This is a genomic window from Acidobacteriota bacterium (assembly GCA_018268895.1).
Lineage (GTDB): Bacteria > Acidobacteriota > Terriglobia > Terriglobales > Acidobacteriaceae > Edaphobacter.
In genome coordinates this window covers 470,673-488,087 of record JAFDVP010000001.1, presented here as the reverse complement: position 1 = coordinate 488,087, position 17,415 = coordinate 470,673, and the positions used below count along the sequence as shown (strand labels likewise).

The window sequence follows — 17,415 nt, the reverse complement described above, 5'->3', positions numbered from 1 at the left end:
CCACGAAGTGCGGTCAATTCAGAGTAAACTGAACTGGCACCACTTTTCGCCTTAAGGGAGTTCCTTGCTGATGTCGAACGTGTCCCGCGCGCTGCTTGTACGGAGCCTCGTTTTTTGTCTTTTCACAACTCTTGCAGCTCCGGCTGTTCGCGCCCAGGCAACCAGCGGCAATCCTGCCCTCGACAAGCAGCTCTCCCGTATTGATTTTGCGATCAGCGGCGTCGGAATGTTTACGAAAGATGTCACCGGCGTCAACAAAAAGCATGGTGCCACGGTGACACAGAACGCCTCGAACACTCTCGGAGCGCTTATCTCGATCCGCTACACCAAATCTCCATGGATCGGCGGCGAGTTCAACTACGGCTACGCTCGCTACACGCAAAATTTTTCCAACACCACAAACGCGCTGATCAACCACCAGTACATCGTCGGTGGCGCACAGACCAATGCCAATGAATACACGCTTGGCTATGTCGCTCATCCCCCCCACCTAATCCTCGGCGCGCAACCTTTCGTCGCAGGCGGTGCAGGCTCCACGGCCTTCCGCCCCACGCCCGGTGGCGGCCAGGGGCTTCCCGTTCAGGCTCGCATGACGTACTACTACGCTGTTGGTGTTGAAAAACTAGTGTTAGAACACTTTGGTTTTCGCGCTCAGGTCCGTCAGACCTTCTTCAAAGCTCCGGACTTCGGTCAAGACTATCTCACGATCCAGCAGCGCACCTCGACCTTTGAACCCGGGGTCGGCTTCTTTATCAAGTTCTAGCTCTAACCGGCTTTCTCGGTCAGCTCGGCCCAGCGAGCGTAGAGCTTGTCCGACTCGGTTTGTGCGGCATCGAGAGCTGCAAGCGCTTCTGTCAGCTTTGTCACATCGATGGAGACTTCAGGATCGTTGACGCGCGCTTTTGCTGCTTCAAGAGCAGCGTCGGCAGCTTCTACTCGCTGCTCGATATCGGCGAACTCGCGCGCTTCGAGATAGGAGAGCTTCTTCTTCGCCGGGACAGTTGACGACGCAGTCGACTGCACCGGTTTGGATGGCTCGTCGCGCGCGGGCTGGGCTGCATCCTGCGACGATGCCTGATCGAGGAACCACTGCTCCCACTGCGCGTAGTCGGCGAAGGTCGCGGCGCTTCCCTTCCCATCAAGCCCCAGAACGGTCGTAGAGACCCGGTCGAGCATATAGCGGTCATGCGTCACCAGCACAAGCGCGCCTTTGTATTCGAGCAAGCTCTCTTCGAGGACTTCGAGCGTGGCGATGTCGAGGTCGTTGGTGGGTTCGTCGAGCAGCAGGAGGTCCGCAGGCTCGAGCATCAGCCGCGCAATCAACACGCGGGCACGCTCACCCCCGCTCAGCCGCTCGACCGGCTGGTTGAGCTGGTCGCCGGTGAAGAGGAACTTCTGCGCGTAGCTGGCGACGTGGACGACGCGGTCCTGATAGACGACGGAGTCGGAGTCGGGGGCGAGCGCGCGGCGCAGCGTTACGCCTTCGGGAAGCTCACGCTTCTGGCTGAAGTAGACGATGCGCAGCGAGCCTGCCTTGTTGATCGTGCCCGTCGATGGCGTGAGCTCGCCGGTGAGCAGGCGGAGGATCGTCGTCTTGCCGCTGCCGTTGGGGCCGACGAGACCGATGCGGGTTCCATTGGCGATGAGGAAGTTCAGCTTCTCGACGATGGTTCTATCGCCGAGCTCGATGGCGATGTCGTTCAACTCGACGAGGCGTTTGGTCTGTCGCTCCGTTGCAGCAAAGTCGATGGATGCGGTTGCGGTCTGCGCACGAGAGGAGACTTCCTTGAGCTGGCCGATGAGCTGGTGGGCATTGTCGATACGCGCCTTGGCCTTGGTAGCACGGGCCTTCGGGCCGCGGCGCAGCCACTCGATCTCGGTGCGGACTCGGTTGCGCAGGGATTCTTCTAGCCGCGATTGCGATTCAAGATAGCTCTGCCTTGCTTCGATGAACTTCGAGTAACTACCCTGCACGCGCAGCAGCCCATCGGCATAGACGCGGTTCAACTCGACGATCTCAGTTGCAACGTTCTCTAAGAAGTAGCGGTCGTGGGTGATGATGACGGAGGCAAAGTCTCCAGCGCTGAGCATTCCCTCCAGCCACGCGATCCCCGCCAGGTCGAGGTGATTGGTCGGCTCGTCGAGAAGCAAGACATCTGGCGCCGCCACAATTGCCTCGGCGATGGCAAGGCGCTTGCGCCAGCCTCCGCTCAGCTTCGCAGCTTCAACGGAGAGATCGGACAAGCCGATGCGTCCGCTCGTCTCACGGAGCTTCCCCTCGCGCTCAGCCTCGGCGACGTGCCCGGCGTGGAGCGCGGCTTCAAGCACCTCCCGCACGGTAATGCCCGTGGCGAAGGTTGATTCCTGGCGGACGTAGCCGATGCGCGCCCGCTTACGGACAGCTACATCACCCGCATCGGCATCTTCCTCAGCAGCCAGTATCTTGAGCAGGGTACTTTTACCCGCGCCGTTGGGGCCGATCAGGCCAATGCGGTCTCCGTCGGAGACGGTGAAAGCTATCTCGCTGAAAAGTGGCGTTGCACCGAAGCTTTTGGACAGGCCTTGCGCGTTAAGAATCGGTGGCATGGATTTAGTTTAACGGAGAACCCTCATCCGAAGATGAGTTGGGGTTCGCAGCTGGTCTGAGAAAATCACTCCCACCCTTCGTTTCACGAAGGATGGGCGCCCGCTGCAGGTCGACACGATTGGGGAACGAAGCAAACGCAGATCCTTCGACTCGCCTTCGACTCGCTCAGGACGACAAATTGATAGGTGGGTTGAGTTGCGATCAGGATGACAAATTCTTGGGCCAGCCTATGGATTTCAATCGAGGTCGAAGTCGCGGAGGGGACGGTCGGTCAGCGGTGTTTCTTTGGCCTTCTTGACGGCCTCCGCAAACTTCTTGGCGAGCACATCGTCCTTGTTCTTCTGCGCTTCGACAGATTGCTGGAAGATGGAGTCGCGGCGGGCGTCGGCCTCGCGGAGGGCCTTGGCGGCTTCGCCGAAGTCTTCGAACATCTTCTTCTTCGGGGCGGACTTGTGGGCGATGATGGCGCGCGTGACCGGATCGATCTTCAGCATCGCACCGCAATCGGGGCACATCACTTCAAACGGCTGGTCGCTCAGTCCCATAACAACTCCTCGCCAAGCAATTCTAAAGCGCAGTGGGCTGAAGTTGAAGGGGCAGGTTACAGGCGAACGACGACGTGGCCCGGACACTGGTTGCCAGCGACCTGAACGATACGCTCGATCAGTTCCTCGCCATAACGCGCCATGAACCAGACTCCCGCCAGCACGCGCTCCTGGGGATGGCCGTTGGAAAAGAGATTGAGCGTGATCGCTGCGGCATGTTTTCCGAGAGAAGCCTCTTTCTGCAGCTCGTAGGTTGCAGCCATGCGGCGCAGGCGGTCCATCTGGTAGCGCATCTTTGAGCTGGAGGTCTCCGCCGCAGTACCGAGCGAGGAGTCGATGCCACGCAGGTACTCGGTAAGAGCGTCGAGTTCCGATTCCAGAGCATTGCCGGCAGCGGCCAGCTTGCGCTTGAGCGGAATGGGCATGGCGCGCGCACCAAGCCGCTGCGCAAGCTCCTCGGCCGTGGTCATGGCATCGGGAAGCTGCACCTCATCCTTCTCCATTATCGTGGTGATCGCAGGCTCAATCAGGGTAGCGCTCAGGCGAGGCAACACTGGCGTAAGGCGGCCAAGAATCTGCTGGTAGAGCACGGCGCTCTGGGCGAAGTATGCAATCTCCGCCGGGCCGCCGACGTAGGCCGCGGTAGGGAGCACGGTGTCCTGAAAAACGGGTCGCAGCAGCGCATTCGGGCTGAGACGCTCAGGAGCAGTCTCCAGAATTTCCAGCAGCGCCACGGTGGTATAGATGTGGGACCCCGCGCGCCATTGAAGTTCATTCGTTGCCGGGTCGGAGGTCCGGCGCAGGGCGACACGCTCGCCAGTCGTCTCGTCTACAAGAAAGAGCAGCGACGAAGCCTCTGCAACAAGCACCTGCGCGTGGTAGCCGTGCGAGGTAAGCTGCTCCGTCCTCGCAAGAAGCGCCTGATGAAGCTGGTCGGTGTTTTCAATGGCATAGCGCAGCGTTGAAGCGCCCATGGAGTGAAACTCGCGGCCTGAGGCGTCGACAACAATCAGCCCCTGGCGGGCAAAGATACGCGCAATAAGACGTCCGAAGGCCTGGGCCAGCGTGGGCCGGGACTGAGAAGCATCGGCGGGAAGGTATGCCTCACGGATCCAGTCGGCAACGGGCGCATAACCCAGCAATTCTGTGGCTTGCTCAATCGCCTGTTCAAGATCAGGCGCCGCTTCGGGCGTCAGTTCAACTCCGCCGACTTCGACAGGGTGAGCAACACGAAGGCCGGCGCGAAGCGTCTCGACTGTGGTCTTGGTGAGGAGCGCAGCCTGGTCGACCTCGGCAAGATCGTGGTCTTCGGTCGCCATCCAGAAAACGGGAACATGAGGAACTCCGCTGATGCGCGTAGCGTCTTTCGCGCGCGAGATGGCTGTGGCAGCCTTCAATAGCGTGAGAAGCGGCCCACCGAAGAGAACTACCTGCTGCCCGGTAATCACCGTGCGGGCCCCCTTGCGAACCAACTCAATGTTTGCAATCGTCTCGGGGCTGGCTTCGAAGGATTTGTTCTGACGAAGCAACTCATTCGCGAGGCGATCGGCTGAGGCAACAGGCGGAAGCTGTGTGCGCATCCATCCACCGGCGAACGGCCCGCCGTTCGCTCCGGATCCATACCACTGACGGACGGGTGCATCCGCCGCGCTATCACCCATGACGAGGTAGTCGCGGTAAAGCTGCGACACATGAGGCAATATCGTAATCGGATAACACTCAACGCTCATCGCGGCGGCCTTCGTCCTCAGTCGTTTGTCTCAATCGGCTGAGAGACAGATTTGGATGCTTTCGGATTTGGATGCAGCATCCTGCAATCTCGATGCAGGATGATACCGTAGGGCTATGGTACAGAAGACAAAGACTGCGGTACAGAAGACGGCGCGCCCCAATGACAAGGGCACGAAGAGGACGACCAGCGGAAAGACGGGCGACGGAAGTAAAAAGACGCGGGTGCTTTCCTCAAAGAAGGTCTTTCAGGGACGGGTCTTCTCGGTATCCCGCGACGAAGTAATTGAACCGGGGGGCCATAAAAACGTCCGCGAGGTGATCCGGCACAACGGCTCAGTGGTGATTCTGGCTGTGGATGAGTCGAAGAACCCGCACGACCCCGATGTCATCCTCGAGCGTCAGTACCGGCACGCCACGGGGCAGTTTCTGCTGGAACTTCCGGCTGGCCGGGTGGAGCCAGGCGAGTCCACACTGGCAGCAGCGAAGCGCGAGATGATTGAAGAGACGGGCTACCGCGCGAAGAGATGGACCCTGTTGACGAAATACTTCGCCAGCCCGGGTTTTCTCGGCGAGTGGATGCAAATCTACCTTGCGCGAGAGATCCGCCTCGGCGAGGCCCAGCCCGAGGAAGACGAAAAGATCGAGATTGTGCGCATGCCGCTCTCGCAGGCATTGGCCCTGACCACGGCCAACAAGATTCACGACGGCAAGACGCTGATTGGGCTGATGCTCTACGACCGCCTGAGGCAAACGCTACGCTGAGCGATCCTTTCGATTTCCATCTCGCATCGGACGGCGGCTGCTCTAAAAATCTTCTGCCGCCCAATGCCTTTTTAAACCAATCACTTCTCTATCACGCCTTCAACGGGCGCCTGACGGGATCCTCTTAACTCTGCAATAGCGCGAGTTACGCATGCCCGTCCCTTGTGGAGCAGAGATAACCCATGCGATGGTCTTTGCGTCAGATGGAGTGAACTCCTGTACCTCATGGTGAGTCGAGTGGGTATATGCGAGTCGATTTGAATGCAAGGAGCAAGAGTCTTGGCACAATACAGAGGAACCGTGAAGTGGTTTAACAATGCGAAGGGCTACGGGTTTCTGGGCCGCGACGGCGGTGCGGACGTCTTTGTGCACTACACCTCGATTCAGCGTGATGGCTACAAGAGCCTGAAGGAAGGCGACGAGGTGGAGTTCGACATCATTCAGGGAACGAAAGGACCCCAGGCAGACCAGGTCTTCCGTCTCAAGGAAGTGCCGCACGAGCAGCAATCCGATCATGAGCAACACGCCAAAGCCTCCTAAGTCACTCCCCCGGCTTGCACGTTTTGCAGCCGGGGAAAAGAACTTCCGTTCTGGCGCTATGAAACAGCTTTACCCTGCTGCATACTTTCTCAGTAGCTCTACGAGGCTCTGAGTTCCTGCCAAATGGATAACATCACAATCGCACGTTTGTTGGACGAAACGGCTTCGCTGCTTGAGATTGACGGAGCGGATACCTTTCGTGTCCGTTCATATCGCCGCGCGGCCGAGGCTGTGGAGCAGCAGACCTCTCGGCTGGCCAGTATGGTGGATGACCCGAAGCAGCTGCTCGCCATCGCGGGTATTGGCAAAGGCATGGCCGCAAATATCGTGGACATCGTGAGCACCGGCACGATGCCTCTGCGCGAAGATCTGCTGGCGAAGTACAAGCCCACCATGCTGGATCTGTTGAAGCTGCCCGGTATGGGACCTAAGACGGTAGCGTTGATCTGGTCGGCGCTTCAGGTCGGAGACATCGATGCGCTGGAAGAAGCCGCGAAGGCCGGACATCTGAACAAGCTGCCGCGCATGGGCGAGAAGTTCACCACCAAGCTGCTGAAGGGCATCGAGGACTATCGCAAAAACTCAAGCCGGTTCCGCATCGATCACGCACGCGAGCAGGCAGACCGAATCAGCGAGCTCATCCGCGCGTTCCCCGGCATTGAGGAGATCACCCCCGCCGGCTCCCTGCGCCGCGGCCGCGAGACCGTCGGCGACCTGGATCTGCTGGTAACAGGACCGGCATGCGAACCCGACGTTGTAGCGGCTGCCGTCCAGCATGTCGCCAGCCTTCCGCTCATCGACAAGCTGCTTGCCAGCGGCCAGAACAAGGTCAGCTTTACGCTGCGTAACAACCTTCAGGTCGATGTACGCCTGTTGCCCCGCGCCAGCTATGGAGCCGCGTTGCAGTACTTCACAGGGTCGAAGATGCACAACGTCGCGCTGCGGCAAAGGGCGATCAAGCGGGGACTGACGCTGAACGAGTACGCTCTGCTGCGTGTGGAGGACAACACCATCGTCGCCGCCGCGACGGAAGAGGCGATCTATCGTGCGCTCGAGTTGGACTACATTCCTCCAGAGCTGCGTGAGAATGGCGGCGAGCTTGAGGCTGCCGCGACGCACGCTCTGCCGGAGTTGATTGCCGCGACCGACATTCGCGGCGACCTGCACATGCACACCAACGAGACGGACGGCGTCAACACGATTCGTGAGATGGCCGAGGCCGCAGCGGATCGCGGACTGAAGTACATCGCCATCACCGACCACTCGAAGAACCTCGCCATGACCAACGGCATGGACGACCGGCGCGCGCTGGCCCACGTGAAGCGCATTCGCGAGGTTGACGCCGAATTGAAGGGCCGCATAAGAGTGCTGGCCGGCGTCGAGGTCGACATACTTGCCGAGGGCGAGCTTGACCTTGCCGACGAAACGCTGGCCGAGATGGACATCGTGGTCGCCAGCGTCCACAGCCGCTTCGACCAGACGATCGAGCAGATGACCGACAGGATCCTGCGCGCGATCGAGAACCCCTACGTGCGCATTCTCGGGCATCCGACGGGGCGTAAGGTGCTGAAGCGCGATCCGTACGCGCTGCACATCGACGCAGTGCTGAAGCGGGCGGCGGAGTTGGGCGTTGCTGTCGAGCACAACGCCAATCCCGCGCGCTCCGATTTGACCGACCTGCATCTTCGGCAGGCGAAGCAGCATGGATGCAGGATTGTCGTGAACACAGACGCGCACTCCATTGCCGAACTTGACCAGATTCGGTATGGGATTACGCAGTTGCGGCGGGCGTGGCTGACTGCGACCGATGTACTGAATACCCAGCCGACGGCGGAGGCGCTGCTGGAGAAGATGCGAGCGCGGCAGTAGGTTGCGGGTTTGGAATCGGCTCGCGCTTTGCGCGAATAACCCACATCTGGCGAGAGGCCGCCAGATATGGGCACCCCGGCACCCGCGCCGATAAGCGCCCACCGTGAAGACGCGATATTCTTAGTACGTGGCGCAATCCGCGACAACCTCGACGACGCTTTCGGCAAAGGCCCTCACGGAGCCGAGGCTCTTTGCCGACTACGCGACGCTGTTCAAACTGCGCGTCTCGGCGATGGTGGTCATTACCGCGGGCGCGGGGTTCTATCTAGGCTCGCTGGCCAGCGGCATCAGCCCGTTTCATGCGGGCATGGTACAAGCACTGGCCGGAATTGCCGCGGTTACCTGCGGGTCGAGCGCACTGAACCAGGCCCTGGAGAGACGCACCGACGCCCTGATGCGGCGAACCTCGAACCGCCCCATGGCCGCGGGACGCATCTCTCTCGCGCATGGATTGATTCTCGGGTTCGCGGCGATCTTTCTGGGATCGCTCTACCTCGCCGTCACGACGAACCTGCTGACTGGCACCCTCACCCTTCTGACAGCCGTCGGCTACGTGGGAATCTATACCCCGCTCAAGCGGATTACCGTAGTCAACACCTTCATCGGAGCATTTCCGGGCGCGTTGCCGCCGCTTATTGGATGGACGGCTGTGCGCGGCGTCATTGAATGGCCGGCAGTCGCGCTGTTCGCGATTCTTTTTGTATGGCAGTTTCCGCACTTTATGGCCATTGGCTGGATGTACCGCGACGACTATGCGGCTGCGGGAATCCGCCTGACGCCGACCCAGCCGGACGTCAGCTTCGCGGCCCGCTCGACCGTAATCCAGTCGCTGTTCTACGCCGTGCTGATGGTGCCGGTAAGCATGTGGCCAACCTGGCTTGGCGTTACAGGAACGATCTATGAGGTGGTCGCAGCTCTGCTTTCGCTTGCCTACCTCTGGTACACCGTGAGGTTTGCCCGCATCACGCAGTCGCCCGAAGAACCAGCGTCACGCAGATATGCCGGCGATCTGCTGAAAGCTTCGGTGATCTATCTGCCCCTGCTGATGGCTGCACTGATGCTCGACGCGAAAGGACGCCTCCTCTTCTGATGAGCAATCCAACGGCACTTCCTTCGTCAACCGTTCGCACCCCTCTGGGGGTGGTCGCAGGCATTATCGCCGTCAGCGCCGCAGCAAGCGCCTTGATCTGCTGGCTTGTCTACTTTCATACGCCAACGGACGTAGCCGGGACACAGCTTCGTTCCCTGCCTCTGGTCAACGCCGTGCTCAATGCGCTCTCGACCGTCGCCCTGTTTGCCGGATACTGGTTTATCCGTGCTCGGAATGTCCCCGCACACCGCGCAGCGATGCTGACTGCATTCTTTTTTTCCACAATCTTCCTGGCCTCATACCTGGTCAACTTCGCGTTGCACGGCGAGACAAAATTCGATCGCCTGAGCGCGTGGTGGCCCTTCTACTGGAAGCTGTTGCTGTCGCACATCGTTTTGTCGGTCTTTGCACTGCCGATGATCCTCATTACTTTTTTCCTGTCGCTGACGGGCCGGTTTCCGGCACATCGGCGGCTGGCGCGCTACACCTATCCCGTCTGGCTCTACGTCTCCATTACGGGAGTTATCGTCTACTGGATGCAGTCTGCTATCCACTAACCAGGGCGGTCCTTTACTTCATGCAGCCTGATACGCAAAAACTTCTCCGCAGCGGACTGACGATCTTAGGCACTGGCATACTGGCTGTCGCGGCGACGATGACGATCTTCGGAGGCATCGGCCGCCAAGGACCGCATACCAACTCCGGCTGGCTGGCGCTGGTGCTGGCCCTGGGATGCCTGCCGACGGGGACCCTGACGCTGATTCTGGCCCTGATGAAGCTCTTAGCCGACCGCCGCCGGTAGCGGCTCCGTTCTGCTATTCTCAGCTTCTACACCTGAACGACACTGGAGCATCCGCAATGGCAAAAGGCGTCAATAAAGTTCTTCTTCTCGGCAACGTCGGCAAAGACCCCGAGATTCGTTCCACGGCCGGCGGCACGACCGTCGCCAGCTTCTCGCTCGCCACGGCCGATCGCGCCAAGGACCAAACCGGCAACTGGGTCGACAAAACGGAATGGCACAACCTTGTCGCCTTCAATCGCACCGCCGAGATCGTGCGCGACTACGTCAAGAAGGGCACGCAGCTCTTTATCGAAGGCAAGATCCAGACCCGCTCGTGGGACGACAAAGAGTCTGGCCAGAAGAAGTACAAGACCGAGATTCTGGTCAATGAGCTGAGCCTGCTCGGCGGCGGCCCTGGACGCGGCGAAGGATCCAGCTCAGGCGGCGGCTACTCAAAATCGAATACGGCGAGCTACGACCAGCGCACACCTTCTTCGCAAACCGAATACGCAGACCAGGGCATCACCGACGACGATATCCCCTTCTAGGCCTTACCCGGCCCATCCTCAACTCCATTGAACAGTTTCTCTGGTAGACAGGATGGGCCGAGGTTCCTCTTCACGAAGACATCCTCCGCATCACTTCTCTATACTCCCAACTATGTTCCGCATCCTGATTGCGGGCGTTGTCGCCTGCACCCTCACTGCAAACGCGCAGCAGTTCGATCTCGTGCTTCGCAATGGCCACGTCATTGACCCCAGAAACAACGTCGATGCGAAACGCGATGTTGCCATTCGCGACGGCAAGATCGCGGCCATTGAGCCGTCTATTCCCGCTGACGCGGCGAAACAATCCGTCGACATCACGGGCCTCTATCTCACGCCAGGCCTTGTCGATATTCACGTGCACGTCTTCACCGGCTTGCGCCACAATGCCTGGGGCAATGGAGACCTCTCCGTCCCCGCAGATGTGATGTCCGTTCCCTACGGCGTTACGACGGTAGCCGACGCCGGGTCTTCCGGCTGGCGTGACTTCGCCGAGTTTCGCCGCCGCGTGATCGACAACGCGAAGACGCGGGTCTTCGCCTTCGTCAACATCGTGGGCGCGGGGATGGCCAACAGCGACGATGTGGCCGAGCAGAATGAGCACGACATGGACCTCGACGCGCTCTCGAAGGTGATCGAGCAGAACAAGGACATCATCGTCGGCATCAAGACCGCGCACTGGCAGCAGCCGAACTTCATTTCGGTCGAGAAGGCCGTCGCGGCGGGCAATCGCAACCATCTTCCGGTGATGGTCGACTTCGGCTGGTTCGACAACAAGTCGTACGAGACGATGGTTTCGACGATCCTGCGTCCGGGGGACATCAGCACGCACGTCTTCCGCATGCCCGCGCCGCTGCTGACGCCGGAGGGCAAGCCCGCGCCATACATGCTGGACGCGCGCAGACGCGGCGTGAAGTTCGACGTGGGCCACGGAGGTGGCTCATTCAACTTCGCGCTCGCCGAGCCGATGGTGAAGGGCGGCTTCTTCCCGGACTCGATCTCGACCGACTTGCACGTGGCGTCGGCCACGGGAGTAATGCTGAACCTACCCAACGTCATGAGCAAGATGCTTGCGCTGGGCATTCCTTTGCCCGAGGTGATTCGCGAGTCGACGACCAACCCGGCAACCGAGATCGGTCATCCAGAGCTTGGCCAGATCGCCGTAGGCTCCGTCGCAGATATCGCGGTTCTGCGTGTGGATCGCGGCAGCTTCGGCTACGCCGATCTCGCAGGAGGGAAGGTCGATGGCACGGAGCGGATCGTGCCGGAGATGACGGTCCGCGCGGGCAAGGTGGTCTTCGACCTGAACGCGCGGACGGCTGTTCCCTGGCGCACGGGGCATCTGAAGTATGCGACGCGGTGAGCAGCCTCAAAAGCCGAAGCGCGTCGTCACCGCCAGGCCGCGGTTGTGGGTGTGGTAGCTGGTGACTGACGTCTGAAAGGCGACGCCGAAGATCAAACTGAGGCGGCTGGCGGGGTCCTTTGGCCGCAACGGAATCTTGCTGAGCAGGCCTGGCGAAAGAAACATCTGCGTCTTTCCGTCGCGTGTGCCTCCGACCCATGTGTTCGAGTTCAGCTCGAGCTCGGGCGTGAGGTACTTGCCTGTCTTATATTGGGCCACCGTATTCCAATGAATGGTCCGGCCTGAAGTAGCCGTGCCTGAAGCCGGCAAAGCGACGCCCACGCTGCTGAACAACGCGAGCTTTCCGAAGCCCTTGCCGCCCATGACCGTCGGCGTCAGGATGGTGCTTGGGGCGCCGTTTTTATAGCTTCCGGTCGGAATATGAATACTTATGGCTCCGCTGACGGCGTAATTGCCCTGCTTCTCATTGGCAGCGGCAAAACGATACTTGCCGATAATGTTCGTGTCGGCGAATCCGTCTTCGGAGGGGCTGGCGCCGTGCAGAATGTAGCCAGGAAAGAAGACATCGATCTGCGTCCGCGCAAAGGGAATGAAGTTGAAGCCCTTGTTTCCACCGATGTTCCAGTTGTCGTACCCGCCGGCAACACGCTGCCTCGTGTAGTCCAGCCGGAAGACCTGCGCCACCATGGGGAACGGCGAGTACATGGGAACCGCCCACTTCGGCTGTTCGGCCTGGGTCCTGGTGGCGCGAGCCTGCCATGCCTTGCCAAACTTCTCGACGGCGTTGCCCTCTGCGGTGGCGTTGAACGGAGCGAGACCGAGAACGGTCAACAGTAATAGAGTCCTGCGCAAAAAATGCTCCTTCTATCCCGTTGCTTCTTCTCGAAATCACGCGGCCAAGGATCATTGGCGTCCAAGCTCACTCTTCATCGATTTTACCGGACGCCGCGCTCTGGTGGCGCCATACGCGACCGGCTACACTAAGTTCATGCTTGATGAAGTCACCTTTCGCCGTGAGTCCGACCGCGCCCTTGAATCTCTGAAACAGTCGCTGATCCGTGCGGAGGAACAGAGTGTGGCTGAGGAGATCCCCTTCGAAACCGAAGAGAAGAACGGCGTGCTGAACGTAGTGTTCGAGCACGACGGAAGCAAGTTTGTCTTTACCCCCAATACCCCAGTGCGGCAAATATGGATCTCGGCCCTAACCACCAGCTTCAAACTCGACTGGTCCAATGACGTCTTTCGTCTCGCGAAGACCGGCGAAGATTTGCGGACGTTGACGGAGCGGCTGCTCCGCGAGCACCTCGGCGACGACAGCATCACGTTGTCTTAGCGCAGCAAGAAACGCGTATAGAATTCGACCATCGAGAGTCTTTTTGGCTCGACAATTCCTGTAAATGTGTCACAATCCCTCTATTACCTCGCCTGAACGGGGGCCACGTCAGGGCTTATGCTTCTCGCATCCGATTCTCGCCAACCTGCGACTGCGGGGAGCACACGCACCGAAACCATGCAGCCAAAGCTATCGGTCGCGATCATCACCCTGAATGAAGAAGAGAACCTTGCGCGGACGCTTGCCAGCGTCCAGTTCGCCGACGAAGTCGTTGTGGTCGACTCCGGCTCAACCGACCGCACGCTTGAGATCGCTCGCGAATATGGCGCGCGCGTTATCTTCGAACCCTGGAAGGGCTTCGCGCAACAGAAGAACTACGCCATCGAAAAGTGCTCGGGAACGTGGGTCTTGTCGCTCGACGCCGATGAGGAACTGACCCCGGAGCTACAGCGTGAGATCGCCGCCCTGCTGAAGGGCAGCCCTTCCGCCGACGCCTACCTTCTACGCCGCCGCAATATCTTTCTGGGCCGCTGGATTCGCCATGGCGGCTACTACCCCGATCCAAAGCTGCGACTCTTCCGCCGCCACTCGGCGAACTTCGCGCCTCCCGCGCGGTTTACCGAGCGCCCGGTGCACGAGACGATGGCGTTTGAGGGCAGGCTGGAGACGCTGGAGCATGACTTGGTCCACCACGCCTATCCGACGATCGAGAGCTACATCGAGCATATGGACCGCTACAGCACGCTCGGCGCGCAGATTGTTCTCGACAAGGGCAAGACGGGCAGGTCGCTGTTTGCCTTCTTCAACAACATCTTCCTCATTCCTTCGTTCACCTTTGTGTGGAACTTCTTCTTTCGCGGCGGATTCCTCGACGGGCGCGAGGGGCTGCTGCTGCACCTGTATCACTCGACGTATACGAGTTGGAAATACTCGAAGGCATGGCAGATCGCGCGCAAGAGGTAGTCTCTCTGTATGCGCTTTTCAGCAACCGCACCTATAGCACTGTTCTCACTTGTTCTGCTCGCGGCACCGCAACCTGCCCTCAGCCAGACGATCGACCGCGCCGCCAGTCTCATCCGCGAGCAGGACCTTCGCGCCGACATCTACTTCCTCGCCTCCGATGCGCTGGCCGGACGCAATACAACCAGCCCTGAAGACCGCATCGCCACCGAGTTCATCGCGTCGGAGTTCATGCGCCTGGGCCTGAAGCCCATGGGCGACAACGGCACGTTCTTCCAGAGCATGGACATCGTCACCGGCGAGTGGGACCGCGACCACACAGGGCTAAGCGCAACCATTAACGGCACGGAGCATACCTTCAAACTGGGCCCCGGCGTTCAGACGGTCCGGCAGAGCATCCATCCCGGCAAAGCCTGCGGCCCGGTTGTATTTGCAGGTTACGGCATCGACGCGCCGGAGTACGGCTACAACGACTTCAGCAACGTCGACGTGAAGGGCAAGGTTGCGCTGGTCTTCGTTCGCGAACCGCAGGCCAACGACCCGCACTCAAAGTTTATGGGCACGCTCGACACCTACCACGCCTTCCAGTGGCACAAGCTGGAGGAGCTGCGCAAACGCGGCGCAGCGGGAATCCTGATGATCCAGGACCGCGTGCCTCGCGTCGTGAAGCCGATCCCGCCGACGTCTCCGCGCCCGGCAGCGACCACCTCCTACGCACTTGCGGGCGAGATGTGGGACATCCCCGCGCTGCTCATCAAGCGCGAGGTCGCAGACGAGCTGCTTGCTCCCTCAGGCAAAACGACAGACGCGCTGCAGGAAGAAATCGACCGGTCGCTCGCGCCCGCATCGTTCGAGATACCGCAGGCATCGGCTTGTGTAACAAAGGCTTTCACCGGCATGGAGACGCGCAGGGGCCGCAACGTCGTCGCGATGCTCGAAGGCTCCGATCCGAAGCTGAACGCGGAGACAATCATCGTGACCGCGCACCACGACCATATGGGCGAATCCGGCGGGCATATCTACTATGGCGCGGACGACAACGCCTCGGGCGTGGCGGGCATCCTCGGCGTGGCGCGCGCGCTGGTGAATGGGAACATTCGCCCGAAGCGCAGCGTGCTGTTCGTCGCCTACGATGCGGAGGAACGCATCTTCCTGGGATCGTACTACTACGTGACGCATCCGGTGGTTCCGCTGAGCCAGACGGTCGCGACGATCAACCTGGACATGATCGGCCGCGATGAGGACGACGCCAACTGGCCTACTCCTGCCGATCACAATCGCAACACGGTCAACGTGCTGGGCACGCGCTACAATCCTGCGCTGCGCCGCATCATCGATCGCAACAACAAGGCCGAGGCGCTGAAGCTCGACTACAAGATGGACGCCGTCGATCCCGATTCGCTGTGGTCGCGCAGCGATCACTTCTGGTTCGCCACGCTGCACATTCCGCAAGTGGAGTTCCAGACCGGGCTGCACCCGGACTATCACACCGACAACGACACGTGGGACAGGATCAACTACCCCAAGACGACGCGCATCGTTCAGCTCGTCTTCCGGTCGGTGGCGGAGCTCGCGAACTCCGGGGAGGCAGTTCCCTTTGTCGCCGCCGGGGCACCTGTAACACCGGCACAGCCCTGACGTATACTCACGAGCGAATGACGAAGCCTCCTATTCGCGTTCTTGTCGCCAAGCCCGGCCTCGACGGCCACGACCGCGGAGCGAAGGTGATCGCGCGCGCGCTGCGCGACGCAGGCATGGAGGTGATCTACACCGGCCTGCGGCAGACGCCGGAGATGATCGTCTCGGCGGCCGTGCAGGAGGACGTCGACTGCATCGGGCTGTCGATCCTCTCCGGCGCGCACAACGTGATCGTGCCGCGCATCGCCGCGCTGCTGCGCGAGCAGCACGCCGAGGACATTCTGCTTGTGCTGGGCGGCACGGTTCCCGAAGGGGACTTCCCTCGCCTGAAGGAGAGCGGCGTCGCGGCCATCTTTGGCCCCGGCACGCCGCTTGAGACGACGATCCAGTTCATCCGCGAAAACGTGAAGCCGCGCAGACTGCTTACCAACTGATCGCTTCGCCCAGGTGGAAGAAGCCGCCCGTCGGCCCATCGGGCCCGAGCGTCGCGAGCTCGACCTCGGTCTTCGCGCCGTCGACGACGTTCATCGGAGCGGCGTCGGTCCCCATGTCGGTCTTCACCCAGCCGGGATGCGCCGAGTTGACCTTGATCTTCGTGCCCTTCAGCTCGTGCGCAAGATGGATCGTGTAAGCATTCTGCGCGGCCTTGGAAGCATCGTAGGCCAGGGCCTTCGCCTCGTAGATCGGCGATCCCTCCGTTGCATGGAGCGTGAGCGAGCCGAGGATGCTCGAGACATTGACGATGCGGCCCGCGTCGCTCTTCTTCAGAAGCGGTAGAAGCGCATTCGTGACCGCGATCACCGAGAAGAAGTTTGTGTCGAAGGTCTTGCGAAGCGTCTCCTCGGAGATCGTGCTCGAGTTGTTTCCGCCGATCGGCTCGAACATCACGCCTGCGTTGTTGACGAGAATGTCGAGCTTGCCAAACTCCTTGGCGATTTGAGCCGCGACTGTCTTCACATCCGCCGCGTCGACGACATCGAGCTTCACCGCCCTTCCGTCGATTCCCTCTTTCTTCAGCGTGGCCGCCGCAGCTTCGCCTTTGGCAAGATCGCGCGCTCCGAGGATGACCGTAACTCCCTGCTTGCCAAGCTGGCGCGCGGTTTCAAAGCCGATCCCCTTGTTTGCTCCCGAGATCAGTGCAACCTTCTTTGCTGTGCTCATAGTGCCGCCTTCCCGTTCGATTGTCCTGCAATCGTTCGATGAGTATTTGATTATGAGATGAGCACCTGGGCAAAACGCTTCGCATATTTCTCCGGCAACCGCGATCTTTTCATGTCCCTGCCGACAACAACATGCGACGTCTCGCCCTCGCACAACAACGCCTCGTCCGCTGCACGGACGATCTTGTAGCCAAACTTGACGACTGCGCCGCGGGCTGCGAGCAGGCGCGTCTGGATGACCAGCTCATCGTCGTAGCGGGCGGGAGACTTGAACCGTGCCGACACGTCGACGACAGCGATGCCGACGCCGTCCTCGCGCTCCATCGTCTTATAGTCCAGGCCCAGGCTGCGGATAAACTCCACGCGGCCTACTTCGAACCAGATGAGGTAGTTGGCGTGGTAGACCACGCCCATCTGATCGGTCTCCGCATAGCGGACGCGGACGCGCGCCTCGGCGATCATGGGCTTGCTCACAGTCGATTCACTCATGCTTCAAGTTTATCGAACTGAG

19 protein-coding genes are annotated in these 17,415 nt (G+C 60.4%); 13 read left to right on the top strand and 6 right to left on the bottom strand.

Annotated features, from left to right (window positions below; all coding sequences use genetic code 11):
• Positions 1-70: 70 nt before the first annotated feature.
• Entirely contained in the window at positions 71-763 is a 693-nt protein-coding gene (locus JSS95_02160) for an outer membrane beta-barrel protein (protein MBS1798610.1), read from the top strand.
• A gap of 2 nt (positions 764-765) precedes the next feature.
• On the opposite strand, the gene JSS95_02155 is transcribed toward JSS95_02160, so the two are convergent.
• From JSS95_02155 to bshC, 3 genes are all read right to left on the bottom strand, one after another.
• Positions 766-2,586: an ABC-F family ATP-binding cassette domain-containing protein gene (locus tag JSS95_02155; GenBank protein MBS1798609.1), complete on the bottom strand. Its 1,821-nt coding sequence runs from the start codon at positions 2,584-2,586 to the stop codon at positions 766-768.
• A gap of 237 nt (positions 2,587-2,823) precedes the next feature.
• On the bottom strand, positions 2,824-3,132 hold the full coding sequence (locus JSS95_02150; GenBank protein MBS1798608.1) for a hypothetical protein: 309 nt from the start codon (positions 3,130-3,132) through the stop codon (positions 2,824-2,826).
• A 56-nt stretch (positions 3,133-3,188) separates the two neighbouring features.
• On the bottom strand, positions 3,189-4,862 hold the full coding sequence (gene bshC, locus JSS95_02145) for a bacillithiol biosynthesis cysteine-adding enzyme BshC (GenBank protein ID MBS1798607.1): 1,674 nt from the start codon (positions 4,860-4,862) through the stop codon (positions 3,189-3,191).
• Between the two features lie 115 nt (positions 4,863-4,977).
• Here bshC and JSS95_02140 point away from each other — a divergent pair, with 115 nt between their 5' ends.
• From JSS95_02140 to JSS95_02105, 8 genes are all read left to right on the top strand, one after another.
• A complete protein-coding gene (locus JSS95_02140; GenBank protein MBS1798606.1) occupies positions 4,978-5,625 on the top strand; it encodes an NUDIX hydrolase in 648 nt (215 codons plus the stop codon).
• A 261-nt stretch (positions 5,626-5,886) separates the two neighbouring features.
• Positions 5,887-6,165, top strand: coding sequence for a cold shock domain-containing protein (locus JSS95_02135; GenBank protein MBS1798605.1), 279 nt, complete (start codon positions 5,887-5,889; stop codon positions 6,163-6,165).
• Positions 6,166-6,288: 123 nt separating this feature from the next.
• Positions 6,289-8,034: a DNA polymerase/3'-5' exonuclease PolX gene (polX, locus tag JSS95_02130; protein ID MBS1798604.1), complete on the top strand. Its 1,746-nt coding sequence runs from the start codon at positions 6,289-6,291 to the stop codon at positions 8,032-8,034.
• Between the two features lie 127 nt (positions 8,035-8,161).
• Positions 8,162-9,124, top strand: a complete 963-nt coding sequence (gene cyoE, locus JSS95_02125) for a protoheme IX farnesyltransferase (GenBank protein ID MBS1798603.1) — start codon at positions 8,162-8,164, stop codon at positions 9,122-9,124.
• Positions 9,124-9,681, top strand: a complete 558-nt coding sequence (locus JSS95_02120) for a DUF420 domain-containing protein (protein ID MBS1798602.1) — start codon at positions 9,124-9,126, stop codon at positions 9,679-9,681. The genes cyoE and JSS95_02120 overlap by 1 nt, the downstream gene beginning before the upstream one ends.
• 20 nt (positions 9,682-9,701) lie before the next feature.
• Positions 9,702-9,926, top strand: a complete 225-nt coding sequence (locus tag JSS95_02115) for a hypothetical protein (GenBank protein ID MBS1798601.1) — start codon at positions 9,702-9,704, stop codon at positions 9,924-9,926.
• 56 nt (positions 9,927-9,982) lie between these two features.
• Positions 9,983-10,453, top strand: coding sequence for a single-stranded DNA-binding protein (ssb, locus tag JSS95_02110; GenBank protein MBS1798600.1), 471 nt, complete (start codon positions 9,983-9,985; stop codon positions 10,451-10,453).
• A 112-nt stretch (positions 10,454-10,565) separates the two neighbouring features.
• Positions 10,566-11,813, top strand: coding sequence for an amidohydrolase/deacetylase family metallohydrolase (locus tag JSS95_02105; GenBank protein ID MBS1798599.1), 1,248 nt, complete (start codon positions 10,566-10,568; stop codon positions 11,811-11,813).
• Between the two features lie 6 nt (positions 11,814-11,819).
• Here JSS95_02105 and JSS95_02100 read toward each other — a convergent pair whose 3' ends face one another.
• Entirely contained in the window at positions 11,820-12,665 is an 846-nt protein-coding gene (locus JSS95_02100; GenBank protein MBS1798598.1) for a transporter, read from the bottom strand.
• Between the two features lie 136 nt (positions 12,666-12,801).
• On the opposite strand from JSS95_02100, the gene cyaY reads away from it, so the two are divergent.
• From cyaY to JSS95_02080, 4 genes are all read left to right on the top strand, one after another.
• Entirely contained in the window at positions 12,802-13,146 is a 345-nt protein-coding gene (gene cyaY / locus JSS95_02095; protein ID MBS1798597.1) for an iron donor protein CyaY, read from the top strand.
• Positions 13,147-13,323: 177 nt separating this feature from the next.
• Positions 13,324-14,109: a glycosyltransferase family 2 protein gene (locus tag JSS95_02090; protein ID MBS1798596.1), complete on the top strand. Its 786-nt coding sequence runs from the start codon at positions 13,324-13,326 to the stop codon at positions 14,107-14,109.
• 9 nt (positions 14,110-14,118) lie between these two features.
• Positions 14,119-15,744, top strand: coding sequence for a M28 family peptidase (locus JSS95_02085; GenBank protein MBS1798595.1), 1,626 nt, complete (start codon positions 14,119-14,121; stop codon positions 15,742-15,744).
• Positions 15,745-15,761: 17 nt separating this feature from the next.
• Complete coding sequence (locus JSS95_02080) at positions 15,762-16,178, top strand: cobalamin B12-binding domain-containing protein (GenBank protein ID MBS1798594.1); 417 nt, start codon at positions 15,762-15,764, stop codon at positions 16,176-16,178.
• On the opposite strand, the gene JSS95_02075 is transcribed toward JSS95_02080, so the two are convergent.
• Both JSS95_02075 and JSS95_02070 read right to left on the bottom strand, forming a co-directional pair.
• On the bottom strand, positions 16,168-16,905 hold the full coding sequence (locus JSS95_02075) for an SDR family oxidoreductase (GenBank protein ID MBS1798593.1): 738 nt from the start codon (positions 16,903-16,905) through the stop codon (positions 16,168-16,170). The genes JSS95_02080 and JSS95_02075 overlap by 11 nt on opposite strands.
• A gap of 50 nt (positions 16,906-16,955) precedes the next feature.
• The gene (locus JSS95_02070) at positions 16,956-17,393 is read right to left on the bottom strand and encodes an acyl-CoA thioesterase (GenBank protein MBS1798592.1); all 438 of its coding nucleotides are present in this window, start codon (positions 17,391-17,393) and stop codon (positions 16,956-16,958) included.
• Positions 17,394-17,415 lie beyond the last annotated feature (22 nt).

Bases quoted from the DNA above. Each gene is read 5' to 3' on its own strand.
- JSS95_02120 (MBS1798602.1), top strand. From the start codon at position 9,124: ATGAGCAATCCAACGGCACTTCCTTCGTCAACCGTTCGCACCCCTCTG.
- JSS95_02080 (MBS1798594.1), top strand. From the start codon at position 15,762: ATGACGAAGCCTCCTATTCGCGTTCTTGTCGCCAAGCCCGGCCTCGAC.
- JSS95_02140 (MBS1798606.1), top strand. From the start codon at position 4,978: ATGGTACAGAAGACAAAGACTGCGGTACAGAAGACGGCGCGCCCCAAT.
- JSS95_02085 (MBS1798595.1), top strand. From the start codon at position 14,119: ATGCGCTTTTCAGCAACCGCACCTATAGCACTGTTCTCACTTGTTCTG.
- polX (MBS1798604.1), top strand. From the start codon at position 6,289: ATGGATAACATCACAATCGCACGTTTGTTGGACGAAACGGCTTCGCTG.
- JSS95_02115 (MBS1798601.1), top strand. From the start codon at position 9,702: ATGCAGCCTGATACGCAAAAACTTCTCCGCAGCGGACTGACGATCTTA.
- ssb (MBS1798600.1), top strand. From the start codon at position 9,983: ATGGCAAAAGGCGTCAATAAAGTTCTTCTTCTCGGCAACGTCGGCAAA.
- cyaY (MBS1798597.1), top strand. From the start codon at position 12,802: ATGCTTGATGAAGTCACCTTTCGCCGTGAGTCCGACCGCGCCCTTGAA.
- JSS95_02155 (MBS1798609.1), bottom strand. From the start codon at position 2,586: ATGCCACCGATTCTTAACGCGCAAGGCCTGTCCAAAAGCTTCGGTGCA.
- JSS95_02160 (MBS1798610.1), top strand. From the start codon at position 71: ATGTCGAACGTGTCCCGCGCGCTGCTTGTACGGAGCCTCGTTTTTTGT.
- JSS95_02090 (MBS1798596.1), top strand. From the start codon at position 13,324: ATGCAGCCAAAGCTATCGGTCGCGATCATCACCCTGAATGAAGAAGAG.
- JSS95_02135 (MBS1798605.1), top strand. From the start codon at position 5,887: ATGCAAGGAGCAAGAGTCTTGGCACAATACAGAGGAACCGTGAAGTGG.
- JSS95_02075 (MBS1798593.1), bottom strand. From the start codon at position 16,905: ATGAGCACAGCAAAGAAGGTTGCACTGATCTCGGGAGCAAACAAGGGG.
- JSS95_02105 (MBS1798599.1), top strand. From the start codon at position 10,566: ATGTTCCGCATCCTGATTGCGGGCGTTGTCGCCTGCACCCTCACTGCA.
- JSS95_02150 (MBS1798608.1), bottom strand. From the start codon at position 3,132: ATGGGACTGAGCGACCAGCCGTTTGAAGTGATGTGCCCCGATTGCGGT.
- JSS95_02070 (MBS1798592.1), bottom strand. From the start codon at position 17,393: ATGAGTGAATCGACTGTGAGCAAGCCCATGATCGCCGAGGCGCGCGTC.
- bshC (MBS1798607.1), bottom strand. From the start codon at position 4,862: ATGAGCGTTGAGTGTTATCCGATTACGATATTGCCTCATGTGTCGCAG.